Raw genomic sequence first — 16,158 nt, 5'->3', positions numbered from 1 at the left:
TTGGCTGATTTATCACCTTGTTCAACAGATCCTCCCTGTCCGCAGATTAATGTAGCTATCAGTAACCAATCTGATGTAAGCTGTAATGGAGCTAATGATGGAGCAGCAACTGTATCTGCAACAGGAGGCTCCGGACCCTATACTTATACATGGACGCCGGGGAATATAACAGGTGCAACTCAAACAGGATTGTCTCCACAGACGTACACGGTCTCTGTTGAAGATGCTAATAACTGTCCGGGGTCTGTGCAGGTTACTATTGCAGAGCCATCTGCGCTTTCAGCAAATGCTGTGGCAACCGATGCCTGTGATAACACAGGAACGGCTTCGGCTTCACCCTCAGGAGGAACAGGGCCTTATACCTATAGTTGGTCAACAGGTGAAACGACATCTTCGATTTCAAATCTTGCACCAGGTGGATATACAGTAACAGTTACCGACGCTAATTCATGTACGGTTCAACAAACGGTTACTGTTTCCTGCACCGGATGTCCTACAATCACTGTGACAGAATCAAGTCATACGGATGTAACCTGTAATGGAGCTAATGACGGAGCAGCAACGGTTGTTGCATCAGGAGGAAATACACCTTATACCTATACATGGACTCCCGGAGGTATGACCGGAGGAAGTCAGACAGGGCTTTCCCCTCAAACGTACACAATTGTAGCTGAGGATGCTGATGGCTGTACAGGTACTATTCAGGTTGTTATTACTGAATCTACTGCTATGACCGCTATTACTTCGTCTGTTGATGCTTCCTGTGGAATTAATGACGGACAGGCAACAGTTAATGTTTCAGGAGGTACGAGCCCTTATAGTTACGTTTGGACGCCAAATGTAGGAACGACAGCAAGTGTTTCCGGATTATCAGCGGGAGTGTATTCAGTAGTTGTAACCGATGCCAATGGTTGCCAGCTAACAGAAACAATTAATGTAAACAATCAAAACGCACCAACAGCTACGATCACTTCAGTTTCTGATGAGACATGTCTGGGTGCGGCAAACGGATCAGCAACAGTATCCGCAACCGGAGGTTCAGGTAATTATACATATGCATGGTCACCTTCAGGAGGAACCTCAGCTACAGCTACGGGGTTGGCTTCGGGAACTTACACAGTCACTGTTACAGACGATTCTGGATGTATAACATCGATTAGTGTAACGATAGGTGCAGGGTCGGTAATAACAGTAACAGCTTCTGTTACAGATGAAGACTGTGGTGTTGCAAACGGGGCAATTGACCTTTCGGTTTCAGGTGGAAGTGGAAACTATACCTATGTATGGTCGTCAGGTGAGGTTACTCAGGATATTTCCGGAGTATCAACCGGAGAGTATGAAGTGATCGTTACAGACGATGCAGGTTGTTCAACTACTGAAACTATAACGGTTGGTGTGATAGGTGAATTACTTGTAACAGCAGTACCTCCGGTAACAACAATTGATGCGGGAGAATCTGTACAATTGGAAGCGTCAGGTGGATATACCTATACGTGGACACCTGAAGAAGGATTAAGCTGTACAAACTGTCCGGATCCGATCGCTTCACCGATGGTTACAACTACTTATGTTGTAACGGCTATTGATGAAAACGGATGCGCAGGAGATACTACGGTAGTCATCTTTGTTGAAAATGTATGTGGGGAGATTTTTGTTCCAACCATTTTCTCTCCGAATGATGATGGAAATAATGATGAACATTGCGTAATGGGGGACTGTGTAAAGGAATTTGAGTTGTCTATCTACAACCGATGGGGAGAAAGGGTCTTCATTTCTGACAATCAGACAAACTGTTGGGATGGAATTTTCAGGGGAAAACCTGTTCAGACGGGTGTTTATGTCTATAAGTTGAGGGTCCGTTTGGTGGATGGAACAGAGGTCATTGACTCCGGTAATATAAATGTAGTCAGATAGCAGTAATTATAACTGAGAACCTATGAAACGAATTTTAATACTTGTATGTGCATTACTATCGATAAATAGTGTGTTTTCACAAGATGTGCACTTTTCGCAGATGTCTTATTCTCCGTTAACATTAAATCCGGGATTGACAGGAGCTAATCATGACCTGCAGGCGATTGTAAATTACAGAACACAGTGGAACAGTGTTGCAGAACCCTTTCAAACAATGGCTGCTTCTTTTGATATGCGTGTGAATCCAAATAAAAGAGGTAAAAAAGGACATCTTGCCTTAGGGTTGAATTTTTTCAATGACAGGGCAGGGGCAGCCAGAGTTACTACTAATAATGTCAATCTGAACGTTGCTTATCACGTTTTATTAAGTGATGGACATACATTCGGAGGAGGTGCTTATGTCGGGTGGGCACAACGATCTTTCAATCCGGCTGCAGGAAAGTGGGGGAGCCAGTACGATGGCATGGCATACAATGGAAATTTGTCGAGTGGAGAAAATTTTAATTCGGCTTCATTTCACATGTTTGATGCCGGAGCCGGTATTGTATATACGTTTAGTGCAGAAGAAATGTATATGTCCGCCAATAACTCGACAAAAGTAAACGCAGGTTTTGGAGTGTATCATCTTAATCGTCCTTCCTTTTCGTTTATAAATCAGACAGACGAGAAAATGTATATGCGATTTTCCGGTTTTGTGAATGGTGCATTTGGAATTGGTAATTCAAATCTCATACTTGAACCCGGTGTTTATTATCATCAGCAGGGAAAAGCCCGGGAAATATTATTCGGAACGTATGCAAGATATATACTTCAGGAAGGTTCAAGAAGGACGACAAACCTCGAAAGAACAAGCTTTGCATTAGGTGCGTTTTACCGGAATCAGGATGCGCTTATCATAAAAGCACTTTTTCAATGGTCAGGGTTAGAAATTGGTGCTGCCTACGATGTTAACCTGTCATCACTTACAGTGGCATCAAAGGCCAGAGGGGGGATAGAGTTTTTTGTGCGTTGGGTAATGCCAAGCCCTTTAGCTACAACAAGAGCAAGGATATAGTGGTTGTTTTTTTCATAAGTTAAATGTTATATGATCCTACTCCGGATTTCCGGAGTAGAAAGACATAATTAACATTATTTAAAAGCGTCGGATGTGTATCCGGCGCTTTTTTTAGTTAACTTTTCGAGGACTAATAAATTAAAATTTAGAATGAGTATTGACAAAATAGACCTTCGACTGATTAACCTGGACGATTTTGATGAATTAAAAGCCATTATGGAAAGAGTATATAGCTCTATGCCAAATTCCGCCTGGCAAAAACACCAGGTAGAAAAACTGGTTAAGTTATTTCCGGAAGGACAGGTAGGGATAATAGTTGATGGCAAACTGGTAGCTTGTGCATTAGCTTTGATAGTAGATTATAAAGATGTTGAAAAGTATCATAGTTATGCACAGATTACAGGAAATTATACTTTTTCTACCCACAAAAAAAACGGAGACACTTTATATGGCATAGATGTGTTTATTGATCCTGATTTCAGAGGGATGCGTCTTGGAAGAAGGTTGTATGATTATCGTAAAGATTTATGTGAACGAAGTAACCTGAGAGGGATTGTCTTTGGTGGGCGTTTGCCGAATTATCACAAGTATGCGGAGGAACTCACACCAAAAGAATATATTAATAAAGTGCGGATGAAAGAAATTCATGATCCGGTTTTGAATTTCCAGCTATCGAATGATTTCCACGTGAAGAAAATTTTGAGAAATTACCTCAGTGGAGATAAGGAATCACAGGAATATGCAGCACTTCTGGAGTGGAACAATATCTATTACGAAAACCAACCGGATTCGAAAGAAGTAGTTCCCGGGAAATCTGTTGTTCGTTTGGGGTTAGTACAATGGCAAATGCGTCCCTATAAACATCTGGATGATTTGATGGAGCAGGCAGAATATTTTATTGATGCGGTGTCAGACTATCGGTCAGATTTTGTGTTGTTTCCTGAGTTTTTCAATGCACCATTAATGGCAGCATACAATCACTTGTCCGAACCGGATTCCATTCGAAAGTTGGCGTCATATACCGAAGAAATTCGGGATCGTTTTTCTACATTGGCTATTTCCTACAACATTAACATCATTACGGGAAGTATGCCGCTTATTAAAGAGGATAAGTTGTATAATGTCGGGTATTTATGTAAACGAAATGGTGAGATAGAAGACTACATTAAGATTCATGTTACTCCCGATGAGGAGAAAGTATGGGGAATGTCAGGAGGAGACAAAGTGCGTGTATTTGACACGGATTGCGGGAAGATAGGTGTGCTGATTTGTTATGATGTGGAATTTCCTGAGCTGAATAGAATTCAGGCAGATATGGGAATGAATATATTGTTCGTTCCATTTCTTACAGATACCCAGAATGGATACTCCAGAGTGCGGAATTGTGCACAAGCAAGAGCTATAGAAAATGAATGCTATGTTGCTATTGCCGGATCAGTAGGGAATTTACCCAAGGTACACAATATGGATATTCAGTTTGCACAATCTGTAGTATTCACCCCCTGTGATTTCTCCTTTCCTACTAATGGTGTAAAGGCGGAAGCAACGCCCAATACTGAGATGATTCTTATCTCAGACGTGGATTTAGACCTCTTGAAAGAACTGCATGAAAATGGTGCTGTAAGAAACCTGAAAGACAGAAGAACGGACGTCTTTCAATTGAAGTATAAAGGAGAGTAAGTCCTCCTGTTTTAACAGATATTTTGTATTTGGGTAACAACCGTATGCCTATATTTGCATCAGTATGTTGTCAGTAAAAGAAATAAAAGAGCCGATTGCCGAAGAACTTATATTGTTTGAAGAGAAATTCAGACAGTCTATGCAATCTAATGTCGCTCTTCTGGATAAAATTACCCATTACATTGTAAAACGAAAAGGAAAACAAATGCGTCCGATGTTTGTTTTTCTGGTTTCCAGAATGTTGGGAGAGGTAAACGAAAGAAGTTATAACGCGGCCTCACTTATGGAACTGCTGCATACGGCAACACTTGTACACGATGATGTTGTAGACGATGCAAATGAGCGGAGAGGTTTTTTTAGTGTTAATGCACTTTGGAAAAATAAAATAGCAGTTTTAGTTGGAGACTATCTGCTTTCCAGAAGTCTTTTACTTAGCATTGATAATAAAGATTTTCGTTCTCTGGAGATTGTCGCTAAGGCTGTTAAAGCAATGAGCGAGGGAGAATTACTTCAAATCGAAAAGGCGCGAAAACTGGATATTACAGAAGAGGTATATTTTGAAGTGATCCGTCAGAAAACGGCTTCTTTGATAGCTGCTTGTTGCGAAGCGGCAGCGGTTTCTGTAGATCGGGAAGATATTGCAGAAAAAATGTACCGTTTTGGAGAATTGGTTGGGCTAGCTTTCCAGATTAAAGATGATATTTTTGATTATGGAACGGATGAGAAAATCGGAAAGCCGACAGGAAACGATATCCGGGAGCGAAAAATTACGCTTCCTTTGATATACGCACTGAATAAAGGGAGTGAAAAACAGAAACAGACACTAATTAATATTGTTAAACGTTATAACGAAGAGCCTGCAAAAGTGAAACAGGCAATTCGTATCGTTGTTGAATCAGGAGGCGTTAAATATGCGCATCAACGAATGATGGAGATAAAACAGCAGGCTCTTGAATTGATTGAAGATATTCCGGACTCACCGGCAAAAAGATCACTAATAGGTTTGGTTGAATACACAACAACACGGGAGAAATAAGAAGGATAAATATGAGAAGTTGGTATATGTTTTTGGTTGTAGCAGGGATGATGATGGCGTGTAAAAACACACCTGACCCAGTGAAGAAAAGAGAAGATAAAACCGGTCAGGAGCAACCAAAAGAACAATTAATAGAACAAACCCGTGAATGGTACAGAGAGTACTATCCCGGGAAAAAGCAGATAAAAATTATTGGTACAGTTGATGACGAGGGACGTCGTCACGGTGTATGGGAATTTTACAACGAGAGTGGTCAGAAAATCAGTGCAACGTATTACTTGCACGGAATCAAAGACGGGTATTCAATTGTGTATCACCCAAACGGGAACACCAGTTATGTCGGAGAATATAAAAACGATAAAAAAATAGGGGTGTGGAGAACTTATGATCCGGATGGAAACCTTATTTCGGAAAAGGAATTTAAGTGATGGCAAGAATACCATCAAATATTATTGATGATATTATACAAACCGCCCGTATTGAGGAAGTAATCGGGGAGTTTGTTCAGTTAAAACGTGCAGGTTCTAACCTGAAAGGATTGAGTCCTTTTACAGAAGAGAAAACCCCTTCTTTCATGGTTTCACCTGCGAAACAGATTTTTAAATGTTTTAGTACAGGAAAAGGAGGGAATGTTGTTTCTTTTCTAATGGAATTAGAGCATTTTAGTTATCCCGAAGCGTTAAAATGGCTGGCTAACAAGTATAACATTGAAATTCCTGAAGAAAGAGAACAAACACCCGAGGAAATAGCGCAGGCAAATGAGCGGGATAGTTTGTACATCATTAATGAGTTCGCCCAAAAACATTTCTCCTCAAATATGTTTGAAACAGATGAGGGAAAAGCGATTGGGAAATCGTATTTTATTGAACGGGGATTCCGTGAGGACATTATTAGAAAGTTTCAGTTGGGATATTGTCTTGATAACGGATCAGACCTGACAGAAACAGCCATAAAAAAAGGATATAAACAAGATTACCTTGTCAAAGTAGGACTTACGAAAGTAAAAGAGAACAGACGCTTTGATTTTTTCAGAGGAAGAGTAATGTTCCCGATTCACAGTATCTCCGGTCGTGTGCTTGGATTTGGAGGAAGAACACTAAAGGCAGACAAAGGAATTGCCAAGTATTTCAATTCTCCGGAAAGTCTGATCTATAACAAAAGCCGGATTCTGTATGGTCTTTATTTCGCCAAAGGTGCTATCATCAAACAGGATGAATGTTTATTGGTAGAAGGATATACTGATGTGATCAGCTTACACCAGAGCGGGGTAGAGAATGTAGTTGCTTCTTCAGGAACCTCTCTGACCAAAGAACAGATCAAATTAATCAAGCGGTACACCCAGACCATTACGATCTTGTATGATGGTGATGCTGCGGGTATAAAAGCATCCTTTCGGGGAATTGACCTGATCCTCGAAGAAGGGATGAATGTGAATGTGATTCTGTTCCCGGATGGAGATGATCCGGATTCGTATTCCCGAAAAGTATCAACGGAAGAGTTACAGACCTACATCCGGAATAATAAGCAGGATTTTATCTCTTTCAAGGCGGATGTGTTGATGAAAGATGGGGCGGACGATCCTATTAAACGGGCAGAGCTGATCAAAGCGATTGTTTCTTCCATTGCACTTATTCCCGATGCGATTACGCGGTCGGTCTACATCAAAGAGTGTGCGGGAATCTTTGATATGGAAGAAGCCACACTCGTGGCAGAATTGAATAAGATTCGGAAAGGTCAACTGGCAAAAGCAACCGGGCAACCCGTTTCTCAATTGTCAACGGAAAAAGTGACTCCGATACAGGAGAAAACAGCAGAGAAAGAACCGGATGCAAAACGACTTTTAAAAGATGCTGAACTGGAGCTTATCCGTGTTATGCTGAAAATGGGGATCTATGCGATTGAAGTACCGCACATCAATGAAGAGGGCGAAAAAGAAGTTATCGAAACCAGCGTAATTGAGTTGATTGTTCACGAACTGGATAAAGACGAACTGGAAATTGTAACGCCTCTTTACCGGAAGGTGTATGATAAAATGGCAGAAGGAGTAAAAGAAAATATCCTTTACGGTCCTAAAACATTTTTGAATAGTGATGATCTGGAAATTGTCCGGTTGGTAGCCGATATTGAGTCTTCGGAGTACTCACTTAGTAACAATTGGTTTCTGAAACACCAGATTGACACCAAGTCCGAAGAAGATAAACTGGAAAAAGCAGTGATGGGAGCTGTTTACCTGTTTAAATTGATGGTGATCGAATTACAACTGTCAGAAATCAGGAAACAGATAAAAGAACTGGATACAAGTGGTAATGCGGATGAAATTTTAGTACTTTTGAATGAGCAAATTCGCTGTGACCGGGCTAAAAGGTCATTGAGTATGGAGCTTGGACGTATTTGAGAGTATGGAAGAAAGTTTCTTATATACAAAGCTGTTTCGGTTGGGCGCTGTAGATGTGGCGCTGATTAACATCATTGTTATTGTACTTATTTTTCTCGTAGCTTTTATTGTTCGCAAATTTATTGAGCGTAACCTGAGATCGACGCTAAAGAGAGCTTCCCTGGAAATTGAAGGAAGAAACTTTACGGGGCATAAAATCATAAAACAACTCATCTACGTTATCACCATAATTATAGCGGTTAATTCGTTTAAAATTAATAACCCGCAGGTGACAGTTTCTGAATTTCTCACGCATCGAATTGTTGATGATATAGAAGGGTTTAATTTTGCTATTTACCACATCTTTCTGATTTTCGGACTGTTCTTCGGTGCTAAAATTCTTCTGAATGTTGTTAAGCTGTTTCTGGAAAGAAAAGCAAAGGAAAATCCGGAAATAGATTCGGGAACACAGTATGTCTATTTTCAGGTTGCCAAATACATCATTTACACATTTGTCATTCTTTTCAGTATTCAAAGTTTAGGCGTCAATCTGATAATCCTTGTCGGTTCTGCAACGGGGCTTTTACTGGGAGTTGGTCTGGGACTTCAGGACCTCTTCAGAGATATGGTTTCTGGGTTTATTCTACTTCTCGAAGGTTCAATAAAGGTGGGAGATATTATCGAAATTAATGAAGGGGCAAGTCAGCCGTTAGTCGCAAAAGTATTGAAGATAAATATGCGTACGACAAAGATAGAGACCCGTGAAGGAAATACTTATATTATTCCGAATGCAAAATTAACTCAGGAGTACGTAGAAAACTGGAATTTTGGCACACGGCTTACCCGATTCTCCATTCCGATAACTATTCAGTATGGTGCGGATACAGAACTTGTAAAACGTCTTTTGTGTCAGGCAGCTATGAGCCATCCGAAGGTAAAGAAAAATAGAAATGCATTTGTTCGCTTGCTCGAATTTGGTGATAACGGCCTAAAGATGGATTTGGTTTTTTGGGCGGATCAAAGCTGGCGAATAGAGATTTACAAGTCGGAAATTCGTTTCGAGATTGACCGGCTTTTTCGTGAACACGGAATACGTATTCCGCTTCCACAACGCGTGTTACACAAAAGTTCTGATTTTGAAAGTTCTGTAGATAATGAGAAGCAATAGAAATACAGGCCTTTTATTCCTTGGTGGATTGGTTGCAACGTACTTTTTTCTTCTTAGTACCTTAGCCTGGAGTGGTAAAGATATTGGACAAATTCAAAAAGAATCTGCGCTTGATATTTCAGCTACTATTGATAACGGTGGTCAATCAACAGATGAAATACTACAAGGGGCAGTATTGTTAAATACTCCACTGAGAACCTCTCAGTTTGAGACTGAACCGGATTGTGATAATACTCCGGTTTGTTCCGGATTAATCAGTTCTGTTACGTTTTTTATAAGTAACCGGCAATACTGTCGTACCGATTTAAACAATCAACCGGATCTTCAATTTACATCTACGGATATAGCCTTTCCGTTTCATTTCTTTTTTTAATCCCGACAACTTGTTTTGAAAGTTGTAGAGACTCTGATGAAAGAGTCTGATTTTTTGGGATTAAATAAATAGTTAAATGGATATAAAAGTAGCAGTGGTGTCAGCACTGATGATAGGAATCTGTGTGTTACCCTTTATCTTAATCGTTCGCGCTAAAAACAAAAGAAAGAAACGATTAGTAAATGCATTAAACATTGAGGCAAATAAAGTAAATTGTGTAATCACTGAGTATGAAATCTGGAGAGAGTCAGTGATAGGACTGGATACAAACCGAAATATTCTTTTTGTTAATGATGCCGGTAAAAACGTTCAGCATTTTGACCTGAAAGAATACCGTTCAGTGCATCAGGTGAAAACCAGTTACCGCGTACATGAACACGGAGAGTCACGACCGGTGATTGAACGAATTGAAATTATTCTTGATACAGCTACAGGGAGAAGAAAGTCTTCCGGTAAGATTTTAATTTACGATGCGGACGAAACTCCGCTTATAGAGCAGGAAATTGAAGTCGCTGAGAAATGGGAGAAGAAACTGCGCGAAATTGTAGAGGGCAACTAAAGAAAAGAAAACGGGCTGGTGACGTGTATTCGCGTAAATCAGCCTGTATTTTTATCTTTTTTGACAGAAAATGCGTACTTTCAGGAGTCGAATATGACTAATGTCAGAATTTGATTGATGTGAAACCCTAATTTTGTTGAACACGCATAAATGAAATAAGATGAAAAAGATTCTCGTTCCAACCGATTTTTCTGAATTCGCACTAAATGCCTGCAAGCTGGCAGCATCTATAGCTAAAAGAACTGAAGCAGAAGTATACTTCCTGCATGTGGCGACAATGCCTACCTACGAAAGTGGTATTTTACCTTTTCAGACTCAACAGGACATGGCAGAGGGAATACATATCCTTAAATTGATTAAGAAGCATTTTGCAGATTTATTTGCAATGGACTTTTTGAAGGGTGTGAAATGTATAGAAGCAGTAAGTTTTGATGGTGTGTATGAGTCGATTACAGATCAGGCGAAAAAACATGGAATAGATCTTATCGTTATGGGGACACATGGGACATCGGGCTTTGTGAGTGACTACTTTATCGGAAGTAATACAGATAAAGTGGTAAGAATGTCAGAAATTCCGGTTATAGCGATCAAAGATGAGGTAAAGAAAAATACGTTTGAGCATATCCTGTTCGCCGGAGATTTCTCAGAGAAGATTGATCGATCATTTGCTCCTATAAAAGAGTTTGCCGAGTTGTTTGATGCAAAACTTGAGTTGTTACATGTTGTAACAAAAGGGGAATTCTTTTATACAGGTCCATTGACAAAACGAATGAATGAGTTCGCTGAATCTCAGGGCTTGAAAAAATATGCGTGTCATGTCTTTAATGCTGAATCGGTTCAAACCGGAATCAATGAGTTTGCTTCAATGCATGATGTTGATCTGATTTGTACGGTTACTTCGGGAAGAAGAGGTTTGGCATTACTGTTTAACGGATCGGTAACTACGGATATTGTAAACAAAGTACACCGTCCGGTATTAACCGTAAAAGTAAAGTAACGTTTACGCTTTTCAATCCCGATTTTTTTCGGGTTGTCTCTAATAATTGAAAAAAATACCGCTACAAACTGTAGCGGTATTTTTTGTGTAAATTATGACTAGATGCTTTTTTTGGCCAGATAAAAGTCTACTTTTTCAAGAGAATCATCTGCTTTTCGAGCCTTCATTTCATCCAGTGTCTTAGGTGGTGGAACAATTACTTTATCGCCTTTTTTCCAATTCAGAGGAATAGCTACTTTATGCTTATCAGAGAACTGTAATGCCTCAAGAACCCGGATGATTTCGTCCATATTTCGTCCGACATTTAGTGGGTAGTACATGATCAGGCGGATCTTTTTGTCCGGGTCAATAAAGAAAACTGCCCGCACAGCTGCTGTTTCACTTTCATTCGGTTGAAGCATCCCATATAGTTTAGATACCTTCATGTCCAGATCGGCAATAATCGGAAAGTCAAAGTAAACTCCCGTTTTCTCGTCAACGTTATTTACCCAGGCAAGATGCGAATGGATACTGTCGATACTCAGACCGATCAATTCAGTGTTGAGTGCATCAAATTCTTCTTTACGGAGTGCAAAACCACTCATTTCAGTTGTACATACCGGAGTGAAATCTGCAGGGTGCGAAAACAGAACCGTCCACTTATCTTTTGCGAACTCTGAAAACCGAATTTTTCCTTTTGTAGTTACCGCTTCAAAATCGGGAGCTACATCACCGATTCGGGGCATGCTATACATTTGTTTGTTATCTGTATCTTCCATATTTGTTTGATTATTAGTGATTATCATTTTATACAAAGATACCCCGGAGGGTTCTCCTGTACAGTGACATTTGTCACGATTTATGTTTAACTTTACGAGACACGAAAACAAACTGTATGTACAAAACAAAACGTACGCCGGCACAGGAAGCAACACAGGCAATAGAGAGAATATATATTACGATGCGCCACCTTTTTAACAGGGGGTTTTATAAACCAATGGGAGTTTCGGGGACAACTCTCAGAGAAGGGTTGTTGCAACTGAAACCGGAGATCTATGGTTCGATAGCAGAAGAAAAGGTGGAATTGAATGGTCTTGTTTATGTTTTAGACCGATTACCGGAAGGCATTGAAGAATGTAGTGTTATTAATCTCACTTCAAGTGAAGGTTACGCGAATTCAAACTTTGTTCCTATTATTCCTTCGAAAAGGAGAAGGAATTGCTACCGGATTGATAGCGAACAGATGAATATTGAAATAACACGGGGACGATCGGATATTTATGATATTCTGACACATCTTACCTTTCTTTTTATTGAGTCGGCTAAAATTGCCAGTGGAGCCTTGCAGGAGTCAGGGAGCGTATCAAGAGACTGGTTGAAACTTGAACAGGCAGCTTTGTCGGAAAATCTTTCACAAAAAGAACTGGAGATCGCCTTTGTTTACGCAGCAGCAATTATTGGAAGAACATTTGACGAAGTGAGAGATATCCACCAGAAATTGGCAACCAGTGAACAACCCAATCGCTTTCTAAAAACGATTTACTGGTTGGGTAGGAAAGCGATTGCAGAGGAAGTCAAGGATGAAAAACGAACAATCACATTCAGTCCGGTACTCAGAGAAAGGATAGGGCATCATATTCACGGAGAGATTTGGGCAAACAATCTTAAAAAAGCGTTATACGAGAAAAAACTGGGAGGTAAACCGTTGCATATTATTTCAGCGAACTTACATAGTGTAATGAATAGTCTGTATGCAAAACAGGCACTCGGAAAGAAAGTAGAGGGAATGCCTGCTTATGATGTTTATTCATTGCTCAGCCAGCCGGAGAATGAGAGTTTGCGAACAAAAATTGAAGCATATGCCCGGAAAAACGGAATGATTTTCTGTAATGACCAGTCGGGGACGAACATTGACGTACAGCTTTTTGATTTGTCTGCTATAAATCTGGAAAACTCTTTTCTGAATGAAGAAGAAACAATTTGTTGTAAGCAGGATGGCATTTTGCTTGTAATGGATTATGCTTTTGGTGAACAGGCCTTTGAAACAATGGATGAATTATTGAAACCCTATAAAGTTCCGGGACAAGCCGACCTGAAAATGAATATAGCTTCAGTTTCTGTTATGGGGAAAGCAGGGATATTAACCGGAGACAAAGGAGATATTATGATTCCCGATGCACATATTTTCGAAGGAACAGCTGACAATTACCCCTTTACAAATGAATTGACAGTTGATGACTTTGCTGATTCGGGAATTCCGGTTGTTCAGGGAACCATGATAACGGTACTGGGAACTTCGCTTCAAAACAAAGAAATGCTGACCTATTTTAAGAAGTCCTCCTGGAGAGTAGTTGGGTTGGAAATGGAAGGAGCCCACTATCAAAAAGCTATTCAGGCCGCCTCTCGGATACGTAAAAACATTGATGATAACGTGAAAGTGAGGTATGCGTATTACGCTTCGGATAATCCTTTGGAAACAGGTAGTACACTGGCATCAGGAGGATTAGGATTGACGGGAGTGAAACCAACCTATCTGATCACCCGGAAAATATTGGCGCAGATACTTGTAGACTAGAAACTTCAGTGTCTGAGGTGTCGGAGAGGCTAAAAGTTTAGCTTCTCATTTGCTCTTTTTTGATTATGAGGACTTAATTGCTTATTTTTGTATGGCATTTTAAAAATGAAAATTTAGCTCAATGAGTAATACACAAGAAAAAGTGGCCTATAAGGTTAAGGACATCAGTCTGGCAGACTGGGGAAGAAAAGAAATTAAACTGGCAGAGGCAGAGATGCCGGGTCTGATGGCGTTGCGTGAGGAATATGGAGCATCGAAGCCATTGAAGGGAGCAAGAATTGCAGGGTGTCTTCACATGACTATCCAGACAGCAGTTTTAATTGAAACATTGGTGGAACTGGGTGCAGATGTTACCTGGTCATCTTGTAATATCTTCTCTACACAGGATCATGCAGCAGCAGCAATTGCAGCAGCAGGAATCCCGGTTTTTGCCTGGAAAGGAATGAATGAAGAGGAGTTTGATTGGTGTATAGAGCAAACACTTTTTGCATTCGAAGGAGGGCAACCATTAAACATGATTCTTGATGATGGTGGTGACCTTACAAATATGGTATTTGACCGTTATCCTGAATTAACAAAAGATATCAAAGGACTTTCTGAAGAAACAACAACAGGAGTTCACCGTCTTTACGACCGTAAGAAAAACGGTACGTTGGTAATGCCGGCAATTAACGTTAATGACTCTGTAACGAAATCGAAATTCGATAACAAGTATGGGTGTAAAGAATCACTTGTAGATTCTATTCGTCGTGCTACAGATGTTATGATGGCAGGTAAAGTAGCTGTAGTATGCGGTTATGGTGATGTAGGTAAAGGGTCTGCTGCTTCTTTGCGTGGTGCAGGAGCACGTGTGATCGTTACTGAAATTGACCCTATCTGTGCTCTACAGGCTGCAATGGATGGATTTGAAGTGAAAAAACTGGATTCAGTGGTGGATAATGTGGATATCGTGGTTACCACTACAGGAAATAAAGACATCGTTGTGGATCGTCACTTTAAGAAAATGAAAGATAAAACAATCGTATGTAATATTGGACATTTTGATAACGAGATTGACGTAGCGTGGTTGAATAAAAATTCAGCAAGTAAAACAGAAATCAAACCACAGGTTGACTTATACGAACTGGACGGAAAAGAAATCATTCTTTTGGCTGAAGGACGTCTGGTAAACCTTGGTTGTGCAACAGGACATCCATCTTTCGTAATGTCTAACTCATTTACGAACCAGACATTAGCCCAGCTTGAATTGTGGAATAACAGTGACAAGTATGAAAATGATGTGTATATGTTGCCAAAACATCTTGATGAGAAGGTAGCAAAGTTACACCTTGCAAAAATTGGAGTGGAACTTGAAATGCTTACTGAAGATCAGGCAAATTATATCGGAGTAACCGTAGAAGGGCCTTATAAGCCTGAGCATTACCGATATTAATAGTTGTTTAGAATAGATGAGATAAAATGCCGGGAATTTTTCCGGCATTTTTATTTTCGAAAATTTAATTTTTGAAGTAATGCGGTAGACATAGAGCCTATATTAGGTCCATACCCTGTAACCAGTATACCTTTTTCTCCTTTATTAGAAGCAATGGCGTACACAGTTGCTTCATCTGCAGGGTCTGTCATCCCTTCATAATGATAAACTTCTATAATCTCGAAATCATCTACATCGTATTTATCATTACCACACATGATACAGTTTTCTTCTAAATTAAAATCAACAACAAACCCCTTTTTACGATATTCGTTAATTGCCTCTGTTATGGTTCCGTATTGATGTGTTCGTTTCATAGCTTCTGACTTTAATTGTTGTAATACTCCTCTTCTATAAAAGTAAGAATTAATTCACTCCATTCCAAGTGAACCGAATTAAGTAATGTTAAAACAGAGAACTACAAAAAAAGGCTTCCGTTTCCGAAAGCCTTTCAAAATTTAAACAGAATCTGATTATCTGATTACTATTTTTTGATTCGCAACTGCTTTTCCTGAGTTTACTACTACAAAGTAAACACCTGATTGTAGAGTTGTAGATACTTTATTTGCACCGGTACTCAAATTTCCTTTTTGAACTACCTGTCCAAGGTGATTAACGATTTCGAAAGAAGCTTCTTTCTCCGTTTGCAATGTGAATACACCAGCAGAAGGATTTGGGTACATCTCAAACTCAAATGCAGTTAGTCCTTTATCTGTTGACAAGCTGCTTCCACATCCAAATTCCGCATAATTTACTAATCCAAGGCTTGAGTTATCTGTTTCGTGAGTAATAACACCTTCTACATCTGCTTCAGTTAGCTCTTCAGCACCTTCAATCCAACAATTGTTCATAGCTTCAATAGGAAATGCCGTATTGTTATACAATGCGTACGTTTCTCCTCCGTTACCATTATTCGAGAAAATATTTCCTCCCGGATTTGGATAGTTCTCATCAGTACTTCCAAGGTTAACGCGAGCT

The 16,158-nt window shown here is 39.9% G+C and carries 15 protein-coding genes; 12 read left to right on the top strand and 3 right to left on the bottom strand.

Translation table 11 applies throughout. From position 1 onward, the window contains the following. The 10 genes from AC4PL9_RS14030 to AC4PL9_RS13985 all read left to right on the top strand — a co-directional run. On the top strand, positions 1-1,914 hold a 1,914-nt coding region (locus AC4PL9_RS14030), incomplete at its 5' end, for a T9SS type B sorting domain-containing protein (RefSeq protein ID WP_491605376.1). Positions 1,915-1,936: 22 nt separating this feature from the next. After that, positions 1,937-2,968 (top strand): PorP/SprF family type IX secretion system membrane protein, encoded by a 1,032-nt coding sequence (locus AC4PL9_RS14025; RefSeq protein ID WP_491605375.1) that lies wholly within the window; start codon positions 1,937-1,939, stop codon positions 2,966-2,968. A 150-nt stretch (positions 2,969-3,118) separates the two neighbouring features. Continuing rightward, entirely contained in the window at positions 3,119-4,648 is a 1,530-nt protein-coding gene (locus AC4PL9_RS14020) for a carbon-nitrogen hydrolase family protein (RefSeq protein WP_491605374.1), read from the top strand. Positions 4,649-4,712: 64 nt separating this feature from the next. Then, positions 4,713-5,684: a polyprenyl synthetase family protein gene (locus AC4PL9_RS14015; RefSeq protein ID WP_491605373.1), complete on the top strand. Its 972-nt coding sequence runs from the start codon at positions 4,713-4,715 to the stop codon at positions 5,682-5,684. An 11-nt stretch (positions 5,685-5,695) separates the two neighbouring features. Continuing rightward, on the top strand, positions 5,696-6,112 hold the full coding sequence (locus AC4PL9_RS14010) for a toxin-antitoxin system YwqK family antitoxin (protein ID WP_491605372.1): 417 nt from the start codon (positions 5,696-5,698) through the stop codon (positions 6,110-6,112). Beyond that, entirely contained in the window at positions 6,112-8,079 is a 1,968-nt protein-coding gene (dnaG, locus tag AC4PL9_RS14005) for a DNA primase (RefSeq protein ID WP_491605371.1), read from the top strand. Before AC4PL9_RS14010 ends, dnaG begins: the two co-directional genes overlap by 1 nt. 4 nt (positions 8,080-8,083) lie before the next feature. Further along, entirely contained in the window at positions 8,084-9,226 is a 1,143-nt protein-coding gene (locus AC4PL9_RS14000) for a mechanosensitive ion channel family protein (protein ID WP_491605370.1), read from the top strand. Continuing rightward, on the top strand, positions 9,213-9,599 hold the full coding sequence (locus AC4PL9_RS13995) for a hypothetical protein (RefSeq protein ID WP_491605369.1): 387 nt from the start codon (positions 9,213-9,215) through the stop codon (positions 9,597-9,599). The genes AC4PL9_RS14000 and AC4PL9_RS13995 overlap by 14 nt, the downstream gene beginning before the upstream one ends. Positions 9,600-9,675: 76 nt before the next feature. Continuing rightward, positions 9,676-10,158 (top strand): hypothetical protein, encoded by a 483-nt coding sequence (locus tag AC4PL9_RS13990; protein WP_491605368.1) that lies wholly within the window; start codon positions 9,676-9,678, stop codon positions 10,156-10,158. 160 nt (positions 10,159-10,318) lie between these two features. After that, positions 10,319-11,155 (top strand): universal stress protein, encoded by an 837-nt coding sequence (locus AC4PL9_RS13985; RefSeq protein ID WP_491605367.1) that lies wholly within the window; start codon positions 10,319-10,321, stop codon positions 11,153-11,155. A 98-nt stretch (positions 11,156-11,253) separates the two neighbouring features. Here the strand turns inward: AC4PL9_RS13985 and AC4PL9_RS13980 are convergent, their stop codons facing one another. Beyond that, entirely contained in the window at positions 11,254-11,913 is a 660-nt protein-coding gene (locus AC4PL9_RS13980) for a peroxiredoxin (protein ID WP_491605366.1), read from the bottom strand. Between the two features lie 116 nt (positions 11,914-12,029). Between AC4PL9_RS13980 and AC4PL9_RS13975 the strand changes: the two genes are divergently transcribed. Beyond that, positions 12,030-13,709: a DUF6909 family protein gene (locus AC4PL9_RS13975; protein WP_491605365.1), complete on the top strand. Its 1,680-nt coding sequence runs from the start codon at positions 12,030-12,032 to the stop codon at positions 13,707-13,709. A 121-nt stretch (positions 13,710-13,830) separates the two neighbouring features. Further along, the gene (ahcY, locus tag AC4PL9_RS13970; RefSeq protein ID WP_491605364.1) at positions 13,831-15,141 is read left to right on the top strand and encodes an adenosylhomocysteinase; all 1,311 of its coding nucleotides are present in this window, start codon (positions 13,831-13,833) and stop codon (positions 15,139-15,141) included. A 50-nt stretch (positions 15,142-15,191) separates the two neighbouring features. Here ahcY and AC4PL9_RS13965 read toward each other — a convergent pair whose 3' ends face one another. Both AC4PL9_RS13965 and AC4PL9_RS13960 read right to left on the bottom strand, forming a co-directional pair. Beyond that, entirely contained in the window at positions 15,192-15,497 is a 306-nt protein-coding gene (locus AC4PL9_RS13965; RefSeq protein WP_491605363.1) for a hypothetical protein, read from the bottom strand. Between the two features lie 156 nt (positions 15,498-15,653). Further along, a partial coding sequence (locus AC4PL9_RS13960; protein ID WP_491605362.1) for a T9SS type A sorting domain-containing protein occupies positions 15,654-16,158 on the bottom strand: 505 nt, incomplete at its 5' end.

Source organism: Wandonia sp. (assembly GCF_984588085.1).
This window is presented reverse-complemented; position numbering and strand designations above follow the sequence as displayed.